This window comes from Enterococcus villorum, from assembly GCF_007990225.1.
Taxonomy (GTDB): domain Bacteria; phylum Bacillota; class Bacilli; order Lactobacillales; family Enterococcaceae; genus Enterococcus_B; species Enterococcus_B villorum.
Window position 1 is genome coordinate 80,598 of record NZ_BJWF01000004.1, and the last position, 14,488, is coordinate 95,085.

Genomic DNA, 14,488 nt, shown 5'->3' on the forward strand with positions numbered 1-14,488 from the left:
AAGCTTTTAGTCACTAGTCAAGTATATTTTTAGGCAACATGCGTTCTTTTTTTATATAATAGGACTCTCCCAAAATAGTCGTATTTACTTTATAAATTTCATACCCTTTTTTTGCAAATTTCTTTTTACATTTCCCATCAGAGGTAGCGTATTGATAAACAGGGATCCATTCTTTTTTTCCAAATTCTACTCGGTCAATCGGTTTTAAATCAACATATCCTGCACTAGTGTAATTTCTTGCGCCAAATAATAACTCAACTTCTTCGTCAGTCTCTTTATTTAAAACTTTTATTCGGTCATTTCGATATAAAGAAAAACAAAACTCAGATTGTGGCGCAATCTTTTCCATTTGTTTCACTTCTTGATATCGTTCTTTAGGTATACCGTATTGATCTTTCTTAAATCTCAAATCAGAGTATTTTAACCCCATAATTTCATACTCTTGCTTCTCATGATTATAATACACATCGGTACGCCATGATTTCAATTGCTGAAGAATGACTTTTTTCCCTTTGCCATTGTTTTTCTGATTTGTAATATCCAAATGCATCCCTATTTTATGATCATAGTACTTCAACTGGCGAATTATTGGACCATTATTTTTCTTCGCATATTTAGTTATATATCCGTATTCTTTCCGATACAATTCAAAGGGACTTACATCTACAACTTTTACTTTTTCTCCCACAATAATTTCTCGTGTACTTGGATAAGATTGGATAATTTCTTCTAATTTTTCAAATGTTTTAGGATCGTTTTGAGCCATTAAAAATTTTGATTTGTCTTTTTCGTAAATTTTCGCAAAAGTTTTGTATCCCTCTACGGAATAGATATCTTTTATTTTTGCTAATACGTATTCTTCTGATTGCTTATCTGAACTTAGCTTTGCCTGTTTAACCGAATAAATAGTGGCATCGCTCACTTTTCGATTCATTTTTTTATCCACTTGATAAGAAAATTTGATATTTGGCTGACTATTATTTAATTGCTCTTTGAAATTTTCTTTAGGCAATTGGTACAATGCTTTTTCAAAAATAGTATCTTCTACGATATCATCATATTCAAATTCTAGTTTTTCTTCCGAAAGTGTTTTTGGAATCAGTGTTTGCTTTTTCTTCCAAACAGAAAGTAATGGCGTAATGGCGATAATTGAGGCATCCAACGCATGATGATGGTGGGTCTCTCTAGATTTATTTATATTCCAATGCTTTCTAAGAGTGGCTGTAAATTTTCCACGTACAACTGCTACTTGTGTGTCCTTATTTTTTGCACGTAAATATTGTTGGATCTCATTTAACACGACACGTGAAGCATAACGGGTGTCGACTAAGTTCCGGGCAATAAAACGTTTACGTGTCTCAATATTGTTCAAATCTTCCATAAAAAGCAAATTCTTCTTTTTCCCTTTACTCATCAGGCGATTTGCATTGACCATTGCTTTAAATCGATCAAACCCTTGTCCGTTACCATTTAACAAAAATCCATAAGGTGTTTGTTTCCCTTTTTGGTCATTCATTTCTTTGGTACATAACACTTTGTTATTGAGGCTATCATCAAAGGAAACCGATTGCGGGATGATGTGATCAATATCAAAAGAAAAACTATTCGTTAATAGCTCAACAGGGGTAATTATCTGTCCAGAATATAAGCATTTTCCCTCTTGCTGATGCCAAAAACGTATTTTTGTTTTTAACTTACGGTCTTTAATTAATGCACGTTCTAATTGAGCATCTGAAAAAAAACCTTTTCTTTGAAATTCACTCAATGCAATTTCTTTTTCATTTTCATTTTCTTTTTGGTATTTTTGTAATTCCTTTTTGGCCTTTTCTTCATTATCATCTCTAGGCATCTCAAGTACTACATATCGTACTTCTTGATATTTCTTCATTAATTCATTAAATAGTTTAATGGCTTCACGAACAGACTTACCAACAACCGGATTGTAAATTTCTTCACTAATTAGACGTGCGTCTAACTCGTTCATTTTTAAATAATCTCTTTTATGCTGTTTAATCATACCTCTTTCTGAAAGTAACGTCATTTGTTCTTTAGAGGTTGCCAACATTTCGGGAAGCAATTCATTCATTGTACGTAAAGAAAAACGATGCCATTTATGGTTACCGCTAACTGCAAAAATGTGTCTATTTTCTATAATTTGATCAACGAGTTGTTCGTTAAGTATCGGATATCTCTTCATAAAATCTTTCGTCAACTGTTTACGAATTTCTCCCTTTTCGGTATTAAGCGTCAACAAGCGTCCTAGATCATTCAATAACTCATCTGGCCAATGTAAAATATCAATTTCCATTGTTAAAAATTGTTTTCTAACTTTTCTAAAGACAGCCATAGAATGTAAGTCAGGCTTTCCATTTTTATCCGTGCGATAACCTGTAATTTGATCCTTTGGTGTTTTTGTTATTTTAGAAATTAGTTGAATAAGGGATACTTTTTTTTCTGCAGTTTTTACTTGTTCAATTATTTCTTCTTTTTGCTTAGGCGTTAATTTCTGATCTTCTATTGTTTGGATTTTCAAATTATTTAAATCATTTACAAAATTAAACAATTGTGCGGTATAAGAATTTCCAGCTGCCCGTTCTTCATTTGGATAAAATTTATCTTTCCCAATCAAAATCTCAAACAAATTATCTAATGTTTCGCCATTCGTTCGATAAATGCCGTAATCTGTACGATTTTTTTCTGTTCCAGGCCCCACATAATACTCTCTTTTACGAGTAAGAATTGTACAATACTTTTCAATAAATGCCTCTGTAATTTCTGGGTAAAACTTTCTTTGCGTCGCTAATATCCTCTTTGCTTCATTTAAATACGCACTTGTAGGAAAAATATTTAATAAAATGTCCTGCTCGTTTATCTCAATACTGCCTCGAACTTTGCCATAGTTTTCTAATCGTGCAAATTGTATCTCACCAGGTGTTTTTTCAGCCAGCTGACTTTGATTCTTTCCCAACGCTGTTTTATAAGCAGACGTAGTGACTATTTCCTCTTCCTCTATATCCGTTAAATCATAACTAATTCCTCGTCGTTTCACCAAATGGTAGAGTGCCCTTGCTAATTCAGAACGTGTTAGTTTTCTATGTAGACCAGCTACTCTAAGTTCATAAGGATTTGTACCTTGTTCTTGATCAAACGTAAAATGATTCGTTTCTAGTAAATATTTGACATCTTTTAAGCGGTTTTTTCTTCTTCGATTTAAGCGACGGGTTTGTCGATTATTCCTTCGTTCCACGTTATTTTCTGCGGATGAAGCCGAAAATAAACGAACTCCTGTTTCAACGATTGCGCCATTATTCATATCAACAACCGACCAACCAACCGATGATACGCCAATATCAAAACCAATCGTTACTTTTCTCATGTTATTCCCCCTCATGCTATGCGTTTGTATTTTAGTTTAGCATGCTCAAGCAGCAAACGTTTTTTACTAAACCAATTATAACAAAAAGTAATAAAATGACATATAACATTTACAAAACATAACAAAATAGATAAACACATGTTCATACAATGCACCAAGCATACTCTTTACATAACAAAAAGCCTTAGAATTTTTGTTAAAAAAACATTTCTAAGGCTTATTTGAACTTTAAGATTGTAAAAATCAGGTTAAAATCTTAACATTGAGACCCATAATCTTACTGTTACTGAATCTTTAAGAGTACAAAAACATGGCAAAGGTATGGCAATGCCACACTTTTGTTTTACCGTTACTGAATCTTTAAGAGTACAAAAACCTCAAATTGAATAAATGACTTCTTAAATAGCCAATTATTCAATTTTGGCTTTTGTAAAATGAATAAAATTAAACCATCGTCAAGGTTCAATCGATTCATTCGCTCTTGGTTCCATCATAGCACATCCAATATCTGACAACCACAAATAACGAGAATTATAATATAAAAGAACAAAAAATAGCAATTATCCTACTCTTTTATTAATAAAAAAATTAATGATGTTTATAGCTCGCATAATAAAATCCTGAAACGAAAATGGCGCCACCGATGATATTGCCAAGATACACAGGAATGAAATTCTTAAAGAACTCAAACCAAGTAGCATGTCCTTCAAAAATAGCGGCCGGTATCACAAAACAGTTAGCCACACTATGCTGAAAACCAATTGCTACAAAAATCATGACAGGGAACCATATCGTCAATACTTTTCCAGCAGCATCTTTTGCCCCGTAGGATAACCATAGAGCTAACCCGACAAACCAGTTACAACCGATTCCCGAACCAAGTGCTTGCCACCAAGAAACGGCAACTTTATGTTCGGCAATTTGAATGACTTGATCTAAATAAATGCCAGAACTGGTTAAGCCAACAAAGTGTCCAAAAAAGTACGCCACAAAAATAGCGCCCACCATATTGGCTAAGGTGATTACCAACCAATTTTTGATCAATTGAGAAAAAGTTACTTTTCTATCCATAAAAGCAATAGCTACGGCCATCATATTTCCCGTAATCAATTCACCGCCACCAAGAAGGATTACAAGTAACCCAATTGGAAAAACGCTTGCACCAACTAAACTAGTTAAGCTTGCCAAAGAGGCTGGAATAGAAGCTGAAACTCGGATATAAGCCAAATATCCGAGAGAGATCATCGCTCCTCCGATAAACCCTAAAATTAATTTTGCAATGATCGGTTTTTGTATTTTTTTCGTCCCAAGTTGAATACTAATGTCCATAATTTCTTCTGGTGTGTGCATAATTTCCCTTCCTTACTTTCCTATAAATTTGCTGTAAAAAACAAGTGATTTATTTCACATTTTTCCTCATTGATTATATCACCTTCTTTTTCTAAACTGTATAATTATTAGAAAATAACTCAAAAAATTTCATTGAAATCCAGTCAAACCATCCGCATAAATTAGTTGAATAGAAATTAATCGCTATTTTTGTTTCAGCTTCCAATGAATCCACAGAAAAAGCGAAAAAAACACGTCCGATTTTAACAGCATTTGTTAAAACTAGACGTGCTTTCTTTTCGAATAAAGCTTATTTGCTTACTTTTTATTCATTTAAAAGGTAAAATTCTTTGCATTTTTATCTTACTTATAATTTTTCACCATTTGTTGCGATGACCTCTTTGTACCAATCAAATGATTTTTTCTTTGAACGATCACATGTGCCATTGCCTTCATCATCTAAATCAACATAGATAAAGCCATAACGCTTGCTCATTTCACCAGTTGAAGCACTCACTAAATCAATGCAGCCCCATGGTGTATAGCCCATCAAATCCACACCGTCAGAAACTGCTTGCCCCATTGCCTCAATATGGCGACGTAAATAATCGATTCGATAGTCATCATTAATGCTTCCATCTGCTTCTACTTTATCAATCGCTCCTAAGCCATTTTCCACAATAAATAATGGTTTTTCATAACGATTGTATAATTCATTCAATGCAATTCTTAACCCTTCTGGATCAATCTGCCAGCCCCATTCACTTGCTTCTAGGAATGGATTTTTCACCCCACCTAACAAGTTTCCGGCTGAAGTAGCAGCATCTGGATCGGTTTCGTTGATGGCTGTTGACATATAGTAACTAAACCCGATGTAATCCACAGGGTAATTTTTTAACAATTCAAAGTCTTCTGCCGTTTGTTCCAGTTTACTACTATCTACACCGTATTTTTCATGGGTGCGTTTCGTATAAGCAGGATATTCCCCACGTACTTGTACATCCGTACAGAAGAAGTTAAATTCTTGATTTTGGATCAAAGTAGCCATTTGATTGACTGGGTTAGCATCTATACTATAAGTTGTGGCATAAATGATCATACAACCGACTTGAATATCTTCGCTTAATTCATGAGCAATTTTGACCGCTTTACTGCTTGCCACAAATTGGTTATGCCACGCTTGAAAGATGTTTTGATACTCACCAGCTCCGTTACTTTTCACTAATCCTTGACTCAACGCTGGAAAATGAAAAGCGGAATTGATCTCATTAAATGTCATCCAATATTTGACCTTACTGCTAAAACGCTCAAGAACTGTTTTGGCAAAACGCTCATAAAAGTCAATCAATTGACGATTTTTCCACCCACCGTACTCTTTTGCCAAGTATAACGGCATTTCGTAATGAGAAATTGTGATCACTGGCTCAATGCCATATTTTAAACATTCATCGATTACTTGTTCATAAAAAGCTAAGCCTCGTTCATTTGGTGTTGTTTCATCACCTTGTGGAAAAATACGTGTCCATGCAATGGAGAAACGGTAACATTTAAATCCCATTTCCGCAAATAACGCAATGTCTTCTTTAAAACGATCATAGTGTTCAATTCCTCGATGGTTTGGATAAACGTATTCATCTGGATGGATCGACCAATCAAAGTCTTCACTACCAATAATAGCAAACCGCTTTTTCCCGCCAGGCATTGCATCTGCTACAGACAAGCCTTTTCCATCACGGTCATAAGCTCCTTCTAATTGATTCGCAGCAGTGGCGCCACCCCATAAAAAATCTTTTGAAAATCGTGTCGTCATTGTCTATATCCTCCTATTTTACAATTGCTAGAAAATCTTCACTGGCAATAATTTCTTCTTGATTTAATTCTAATACATCCGCAAAGTGATCCGTATTTGTTACAACAATCGGCGTAATCACGCTATAACCTGCTGCTTTTATTGCTTCTATATCAAAGCGAACCAATAAATCACCTGCTCGTGCTTGGTCTCCTTGTTTCACAAAAACTTCAAATCCTTTTCCTTCAAGTTCCACTGTGTCCATCCCAATGTGCATTAAGATTTCAGCTCCATCTTTGGTCGTTAATCCGATCGCATGCCCAGTTGGAAATACCGTAGTGATTTCACCATCAGCAGGAGCGATAAGTTCCCCTTTAACGGGATCAATGGCAATCCCTTTTCCCATAGCACCAGAAGAAAAGACTTTATCAGGGACTTCTGTTAAAGGCAATACTTTGCCACTTAATGGGCTTTTTAAGTTATGACGAGCGTTTCCAAGTGTTTCTCCTGCCGTTGTTTGTTGGTTTTCTTCTAGTTTTTCATCCTGTTCTGCTTCATCAAAACCGACAATAAATGTTCCAACAAATGCCAAAGCAAAGGAAAGAGCTGCCGCAATGATTGCAAGTGTGACATTCGATTCAATCGTTTCGTTTGTACTAATAAAAGTTGGGATCGATAATAAACTGATCAAACCACCAGAAAATGCCTTTACACCGGCAAAGCCAATCATGGCACCACCCACGCCAGCACTAAGACAAGCGACGATAAATGGTTTTTTTAATGGTAAAGTGACACCATATACAGTTGGTTCAGTAATCCCAAATAAAGAAGTGATCATTGATGAAATTCCTAATGAGCGAAGCTTGGCATCTTTGGTACGAAAAGCAACGGCCAAAGCTGCGCCTCCTTGTGCCAACACAGCTGCTAAAAGCATAGGTGCTAAGACATCAAAACCATACTGTTGCATATTCAAGAAAATAATTGGAACAAATCCCCAATGCATGCCAAACATAACAAATACTTGCCATAAACTTCCCATCAAGAACCCAGCCACAAGTGGGCTAAAGCCATAAATTGAATTAAATAGACCACCTAACCCATTTCCGATAATCGTACCAATAGGGCCTAAAGCAAGAAAAGTTAATGGAACCATTACTAATAAAATAAGCATTGGAACAAAAATCATTTGTAAAAATTGTGGCACGATTTTTTTCACTAGCGGTTCCAATTTACTTTGAACCCAAACCGCTAAGATAATCGGAATCACCGAAGAGGTATAGCCTGACTGTGAAAGAATAACCGGTAATCCAAAGAAGTCAAGCCCGCTACCAGCACCCGCAATTTCGGTGATCGCAGGATAAACCAACGCCATCGCAATCGCTACAGATAAATATTGATTCGTTTTAAATTTTTTCGCTGACGTAAAAGCTAACATGATTGGCAAGAAGAGAAAGACGCCGTCTGCTGCTGCATAAAGTACTTGATAAGCACCTGAGTCAGTGGCTAACCAACCTAAAACAGCAGCTAATGTTAAGAATCCTTTTAAAATACCTGCTGCTGCCATGGCTCCTAAAAATGGTGTAAAAATACTAGATATAATATCAATTAAGCGATTTAAAGGATTTTTTGAATGATCTTGCGTATCCGATTGATCCTTCAATCCTTGTTCATCCACAATCGCTTGATACACATCAGCTACGTTACTGCCAATCACTACTTGATATTGCCCGCCACTTTGTACTACTTGAATGACATCTGGGTCTTTTTTCAACTTTTGTGTGTCTGCGATTGATTCATCTTTTAATTTAAACCGCAAACGTGTCGCACAGTGCACCAAACTATTCACATTTTTTTGTCCACCGACAGCTTCCCACACTCTTTTTCCGACTGCTTGATTGTCCATCTTTTTTCCTTCTTTCTGTCTATTTTTTATAAAACAAAAAACCTAGATTGAAAAAATGGTCACGAAAAATCGTGCCCTATTTTTCAATCTAGGTTTTGCCTGCTTTACCAGTAACAATCCTTAAGATTGGATACTTTGTTTTTCACTCACTACACGTTGGATATGAATCGTCAGATAGATTTGTTCTGCAATTCCCATTTTTTCGTGTCGTGTTTTTAAGAGGTAGTCATTGATTCTTTCCGAACAACGAAAGGCTTTCGGGTATTTTCCTTGAATCAGTGTATAAAGAAACTCATCTTTTTCGTCTGAACTTTCCCCTTTTAAATAGCGTTGGGTAAAAAATTGCAAATGGGTAATAATCCGTTGATAATTCAAAGAATCCTCATCAAAAATGACGCCAAAAAATTTACTAATAATACTTAAGATATCTCTGACCATTGTCGTTGCGGCCATTGTCATTTGCATGTCTCCATGCGCTTGTTGACTATTTACAAAATGAAAGGCAATGAATCCAGCTTCATCAATTGGTAAATCAATGGCTAGATTTTGTCGAATCAATTGGAGCGCTTCTTTAGCTACCTGATACTCTTTCGGATAAAATTTTTTGGTCTCAAATAGAAGCGGATTAGGTAACTGAATATTTTCTTGTGCGCGACAAATCGCATAATGAATATGATCGGTCAGTGTTAAATAAATGTTTGATGATAATGACACCCCTAATTTTTCTTCAGCTAATTCCACAATCTGTTTGATCAACTCCAATTCTTCTAATGGCACATCAGCCATTAATTGGCGAAACTGATTGGTTGCTAGGGAATCTTTTAAAACAAATTCTTTTTGAACTGCTTCTTTTGGAATCGTATCTCCCGATTTTTTTTGAAAAGCAATTCCTTTTCCCGTACAGATCATCTCTTCACCCAGTTCATTTTTAGAAATGACGACATTATTATTTAATACTTTTTCAATGACCATTTGTCTTCGCCCTTTCAAGAAAAATAAAAAAACCGAGAATTCACCTGTTGCCTAGTTGAATTCTGGTTTTGCCTGCCGAACAGTAACAATCCATTGATTTCTAAAGGAAGTATAACATCCATTATTACGAGTTGCCAGCCTTTTCATTAACATTTTTTATTTAAACATAAAAAACATTGAAAAAAAACTGCCAAAAGTGATTGTCACTCTTGGCAGGCTTGATCAATGATTAAAATTTCACGACTAAAACGTTCTTGTTTCCATATTGAAGGCAGCTTTCATTTCTTTTGTTGCTTCTTTCATTGGTGTGATTTTTTCCAACTCCCCTTGTACCACTAAACGAGTCACAGCGTTCATATCGCCACAAGTAATCAAGGTAATCAACGATTTACCTTCTTCAACATTCAATAATTGTGTATCAGTGGGGGCTACTTTTTGTTTAAAAGTCGCTTTATAAGTATACACGTTATCCAAATCTACTAAATAGATTTTGGCACCTAATTCTAAATTTTCAAGTGGTGTAAATAGTAGCTGCGGATTATTGGCTCGATGACTTGCCAACGCATAATTGCCTTTACCCATTTGTTGATCAGGTGACAAGGTTCCTGCACCATATAATAAATTGGCATTGTCTAACCCTTTAAAAACAGGAATATTAATCGCAACAGAAGGTACAGCAATGCTCCCAATAACCGGCAAATCAGTACGGTTTAACTGAGCTTTCAACACACTTTCAGTACTCATTGATTCTACCGCATCAAAATCAAAACTTGCCTCTTTTTTATTATTTTTTTTGATCTCTTCTTTTGTGACATTTGCAATCGCATACTTGTCACCAGTATTTTTCACAAAAAAGTCTTTGATTTGTTCATTAAAAATCAAAGCTAGACCAATCAATAGTAATAAAAACAAGAAAAAATTGGTGACCCATTTTTTAATATTTCTTTTTTTCTTCACTTAGTTGCCTCCTCTATTTTTCTTCCTCTTTACAGCTTAAATCTTGCTCATGAAGCTCCGTGTATTTTTTTCGTTGCCCGTAGCTGACTTCCACTGGATATTTCACTTTATTTTTCTGTAACTTCTCTTCAATGATTTCATCCAAATCAAGATTTAGGTTATCTGCCATCATATAAGAATAAATCAGTACATCGGCTAACTCTTCTTTGATGCGTTCCAAAGAGGTTTCTTTTACTTCCTCAGGTTGTTTCCATTGAAAAAGCTCAAGCAGTTCAGAAGCTTCCAGCGAAATAGAGATGGCCAAATCTTTCTCATTATGAAATTGTCGCCAATTTCTTTCCTCTCTAAATTGATTCACCTTAGCCATACTATCCATTTCTAGTTCACCTGTTTCTTTCATTGATTATTATTTATCATACCATGTTTAACAGAAAAAATAAGTAGATTCAAGTAACTAAATAAAATAAGAAAAATTCTTTTATTTGCATGGACTATTTAAAAAAAATCATCCGAGTTACCGTTTCTTTCTTCATAAAAAATTGCTTAAAATAATTATTCTTGTAAACGTAACTTTAATTCTTTTACACCACTAAGTGTCATCAATACAACCAAGCTAATCAAGTAAATGCTACTTAAGAATAGAATCACCGCACTTAATTGATAATGATCCATCAAAAATCCTATGATAATAGAAGAAAAACCGCCAATTGCTCGACCTAAATTCATAATAAAATTATTGGCTGTCGCTCGAATCTCTGTCGGATATAGACTACTAATAATCGCCCCGTAACCGCCATACATCCCATTAATAAAGTAACCCACAACCACAGCAGCTGCGATGAGACTCCACTGACTACGTGCTAAAACTAGTAAGAAAACCGATAAAGAAGAGCAAATCAAAAATAGGGTAAAAGCGGTTCTAGGACCTAATTTATCCATAATAATCCCAAAAGTCAACATACCTAAAGACATCCCCGCAATAGTGCTGACCATCCATAATGAGGAACCAGAAACGGATAGTCCCAACTGCGCCTGCATAATTGAAGGCAACCAATTCATTAAGCCAAAATAACCAGCAATTTGGACGGTAACCATGATGCATAACCCCATCGTCTGCCAAGCAAGGTGTCTTGTTTCAAATAAACGACTTAATTTAGTCGTTTTTCCAGTGGCTTGGGTTTCTTTAAACACTTCTGGCTCTTTTAATCCTCGGCGAATGAACAACACCATTAATACTGGCAATACACCAATCACATATAACATTTTCCAGCCTAACCAAGGGATAACAATGGCAGCTAAAACAGCAGCTAAAGCCGCTCCCACTTGTGCCCCAATTCCTGCTACCGAAGAAGCTCGTCCTATTTGCTTTTTGGAAAAAGTTTCAGAAATCAATGACATACAAGCGCCATATTCACCACCTGCCCCAATTCCTGCAATAAATCGGAAAAGATAGACCCAATAGATAGATGATGCAAAATACATCAATAAAGAAGCAATAGAAAACAAAATGACTGTTTGTGAAAATACTTTGACACGTCCATATTTATCAGCCATTAGTCCAAAAAAAATACCTCCAACGAGCATCCCCAAATTAGTGATGGTAGCAATCAACCCTGCTTGTGCGCCACTAATATGAAAAGTTGCAATCATTGAAGATAAAGAAAATGCTAAAAACATAATATCCATATTCTCTAATGCGATACCAGATGATGTTGATAATAAAACCTTTCGTTGATACTTCGTCATTTCTTTTCCCTCTTTCTTTCATTTTTACCCTAAATTGTTAAAATCATATACAAAAATAAAAGAAAAATCAAGAACTTTTGTTTTTTTATGTAAAATATCTGTATTTTCCTTTTTTTATCTTTCATCACTCTGACTTGCTCAATTGCCACTTAATCGCTACACTATTTTTGAAAGCGCCATAAAGTACTCCTTCAAAAAACAGCCACTCTTATCACTCCGACAATGATATAAGAGTAACATCTTTTAAAAAATAAAAAGAACCATTTGTTCATCAGTTGCATTTTTGAAGGGGACAAAATGGCATTTCCATCACTTGATAAAAAGAAACAATAATAAAGGAGTTGCGTAGAATGAATAAGCACTTATTTTTAGAAACCATTGCTGGCGGATTGATTGTCTCTTGTCAGGCTTTACCTGGAGAACCATTTTATTCAGAAGAAGGCGGATTGATGCCTTATTTTGCCTTAGCTGCTGAAAAAGCTGGAGCGGTTGGCATTCGTGCAAATTCCGTTCGAGACATTTTAGAAATCAAAGAAAAAGTGAATTTACCGATCATTGGCATCATCAAACGAGATTACCCACCAGAAGCACCGTTTATTACCGCTACAATGCGCGAAATTGATGAACTCGTCGCTACTGGCGTGGAAGTCATTGCCCTTGATTGTACCTTGCGTAAACGGCATGATGGTCTAACGATCAATCAATTTATCGCACAAATCAAAGAAAAATACCCAGAACAATTATTGATGGCCGATATTGCCACGTTTGAAGAAGGAAAAAATGCGTATGAAGCAGGGGTTGATTTTGTAGGTACGACCCTTAGTGGCTATACAGAAGATCGTCAGCCACAAATAGGGCCAGATGTTGAATTAATCAAAGAACTAGTCCAAGCAGGAATTTGTGTTATCGCAGAAGGCAGAATTCATACCCCTGAACAAGCAAAACAAATCAAAAAACTAGGAGTTGCTGGCATTGTCGTAGGTGGCGCAATTACCCGTCCCCAAGAGATCACCCAACGCTTTGTTGAAGCGTTAAAGCAATAAATGAACAGATTTTCACACTAAAAAAGAAGCCGAAACAAAAGTTTTAGCCTCGATAAAATAAGGGGAATCCTTCAAAAATGGCTTTACAAAATTTTATGAATTTCCCCTTATTTTTTTGAAGAAGTTTCTTCAACTTCCGCCAATTATGTGAAGAGGTCATGAAAGCCACGGTCAGCTCCGAGCAAATAAGAAATAAATTTTTAAAATAGCTCCTCATATTTTTCCTTTGTTTGGACGGATTGTTGCAGATGAAAACCTTTGAACAATCTTTGTTTTGAGTTCAACAGATATGCCTTGCATTCTTTTTTTCTCTTCGCTTCATACGATTATTTAGATACCTATTTTCAAAAGTTTTTTATTTAAAAAATAAGGAGAAATGAGGAAAGGTCTATTTTTGTGCCTTTTATCTCCTCAAAGTGATTGGCTGATTTCCCTTATTCTGCCTTTTTCAACAATAAATGGTTAGATGTGATGGCAAAACTTGCAACGTGACTGGTAATTTTTCGCCTTCATCGCCATCTACATTGGTGGCTAATTCCTCTTCTTCTGTTAAAGCGATTTCGATGGTTTCACAAGTTTGATAAGCAAGATGCTCCGTTGATGTATCCACACCTTTTAATAAATCAGGCAATGTTTTAAGTGTATCAATAAACGAAGAATCTTTTAAATAAACAAAGTGTAATTTCCCATCATTTACCTTTGCGTTGGGTATCAATTTTTCAAATCCGCCGATGGAATTAGTCAAACCAATCAATAAGGTGCTACTTTCAATCTGCTTTTCTTGACCGTCGATCTTTACCCGAAATGTATACGATTGGTTACCCACCAATTGCTTCATACCCGAAATGAAGTAAGCAAATTTACCATATTTTGTTTTCTTTTCTGGATCAACATCGTTAATTGATTCAGGAATCGTTCCAATTGCAACGACATTCATAAAATACTGATCATTGATTTTACCAATATCTAATGGCTGAGTGGAATCAATTGAAAGATGATTTATGGCTTCTTTAGGTGCTAGCGGAATCCCCAAAGCACGTGCTAAATCATTGACCGTACCCATCGGAATAAAACCAAAATTTGGTCGATGCGTTTGTTCAGCTATCCCATTGATTCCCTCATTGACTGTACCATCTCCTCCCATAACAAATACGCTATGGTAATTATCCACTGCTGCTTCACGAGCAAAATTTTTCGCATCTCCTGCTTTTTTGGTATGCAACACAACCACTTCATCAAACATTGTTTCTAATTTTTCATAGGCTAGTTTTTCATATTCTTTTGCTTGTTCTCCACCAGAACTGGGGTTGACGATCAACAACGCTTTTTTCATCCGATTTAATCCCTTCTATTTAAATTATTTGCTTTGTTTT

At 35.6% G+C, this 14,488-nt stretch carries 10 protein-coding genes; 1 reads left to right on the top strand and 9 read right to left on the bottom strand.

The features are described 5' to 3' along the window. Positions 1 to 13: 13 nt before the first annotated feature. The 8 genes from cas9 to EVI01_RS03325 form a co-directional block, all read right to left on the bottom strand. On the bottom strand, positions 14 to 3,376 hold the full coding sequence (cas9, locus tag EVI01_RS03290; RefSeq protein WP_010751659.1) for a type II CRISPR RNA-guided endonuclease Cas9: 3,363 nt from the start codon (positions 3,374 to 3,376) through the stop codon (positions 14 to 16). A gap of 588 nt (positions 3,377 to 3,964) precedes the next feature. Further along, entirely contained in the window at positions 3,965 to 4,726 is a 762-nt protein-coding gene (locus EVI01_RS03295; protein ID WP_010751660.1) for a formate/nitrite transporter family protein, read from the bottom strand. A gap of 346 nt (positions 4,727 to 5,072) precedes the next feature. Further along, on the bottom strand, positions 5,073 to 6,515 hold the full coding sequence (locus EVI01_RS03300; RefSeq protein ID WP_146811523.1) for a glycoside hydrolase family 1 protein: 1,443 nt from the start codon (positions 6,513 to 6,515) through the stop codon (positions 5,073 to 5,075). Between the two features lie 13 nt (positions 6,516 to 6,528). Further along, positions 6,529 to 8,397, bottom strand: a complete 1,869-nt coding sequence (locus tag EVI01_RS03305) for a beta-glucoside-specific PTS transporter subunit IIABC (RefSeq protein WP_010751662.1) — start codon at positions 8,395 to 8,397, stop codon at positions 6,529 to 6,531. A gap of 120 nt (positions 8,398 to 8,517) precedes the next feature. Next, complete coding sequence (gene licT, locus EVI01_RS03310; protein WP_010751663.1) at positions 8,518 to 9,369, bottom strand: BglG family transcription antiterminator LicT; 852 nt, start codon at positions 9,367 to 9,369, stop codon at positions 8,518 to 8,520. Positions 9,370 to 9,612: 243 nt separating this feature from the next. After that, complete coding sequence (locus tag EVI01_RS03315) at positions 9,613 to 10,326, bottom strand: class A sortase (RefSeq protein ID WP_010751664.1); 714 nt, start codon at positions 10,324 to 10,326, stop codon at positions 9,613 to 9,615. Between the two features lie 13 nt (positions 10,327 to 10,339). After that, complete coding sequence (locus EVI01_RS03320; protein WP_010751665.1) at positions 10,340 to 10,702, bottom strand: nucleotide pyrophosphohydrolase; 363 nt, start codon at positions 10,700 to 10,702, stop codon at positions 10,340 to 10,342. Positions 10,703 to 10,878: 176 nt separating this feature from the next. Further along, positions 10,879 to 12,072, bottom strand: a complete 1,194-nt coding sequence (locus EVI01_RS03325) for an MFS transporter (RefSeq protein WP_010751666.1) — start codon at positions 12,070 to 12,072, stop codon at positions 10,879 to 10,881. A 350-nt stretch (positions 12,073 to 12,422) separates the two neighbouring features. Here EVI01_RS03325 and EVI01_RS03330 point away from each other — a divergent pair, with 350 nt between their 5' ends. Further along, entirely contained in the window at positions 12,423 to 13,115 is a 693-nt protein-coding gene (locus EVI01_RS03330) for an N-acetylmannosamine-6-phosphate 2-epimerase (RefSeq protein WP_010751667.1), read from the top strand. 448 nt (positions 13,116 to 13,563) lie between these two features. Here the strand turns inward: EVI01_RS03330 and EVI01_RS03335 are convergent, their stop codons facing one another. Continuing rightward, positions 13,564 to 14,448, bottom strand: a complete 885-nt coding sequence (locus EVI01_RS03335; RefSeq protein WP_010751668.1) for a diacylglycerol/lipid kinase family protein — start codon at positions 14,446 to 14,448, stop codon at positions 13,564 to 13,566. Positions 14,449 to 14,488: the final 40 nt, after the last annotated feature.

Coding starts and splice junctions, on each gene's coding strand:
- licT (WP_010751663.1), bottom strand. CDS start 9,369: ATGGTCATTGAAAAAGTATTAAATAATAATGTCGTCATTTCTAAAAAT.
- cas9 (WP_010751659.1), bottom strand. CDS start 3,376: ATGAGAAAAGTAACGATTGGTTTTGATATTGGCGTATCATCGGTTGGT.
- EVI01_RS03320 (WP_010751665.1), bottom strand. CDS start 10,702: ATGGATAGTATGGCTAAGGTGAATCAATTTAGAGAGGAAAGAAATTGG.
- EVI01_RS03335 (WP_010751668.1), bottom strand. CDS start 14,448: ATGAAAAAAGCGTTGTTGATCGTCAACCCCAGTTCTGGTGGAGAACAA.
- EVI01_RS03330 (WP_010751667.1), top strand. CDS start 12,423: ATGAATAAGCACTTATTTTTAGAAACCATTGCTGGCGGATTGATTGTC.
- EVI01_RS03300 (WP_146811523.1), bottom strand. CDS start 6,515: ATGACGACACGATTTTCAAAAGATTTTTTATGGGGTGGCGCCACTGCT.
- EVI01_RS03295 (WP_010751660.1), bottom strand. CDS start 4,726: ATGCACACACCAGAAGAAATTATGGACATTAGTATTCAACTTGGGACG.
- EVI01_RS03325 (WP_010751666.1), bottom strand. CDS start 12,072: ATGACGAAGTATCAACGAAAGGTTTTATTATCAACATCATCTGGTATC.
- EVI01_RS03305 (WP_010751662.1), bottom strand. CDS start 8,397: ATGGACAATCAAGCAGTCGGAAAAAGAGTGTGGGAAGCTGTCGGTGGA.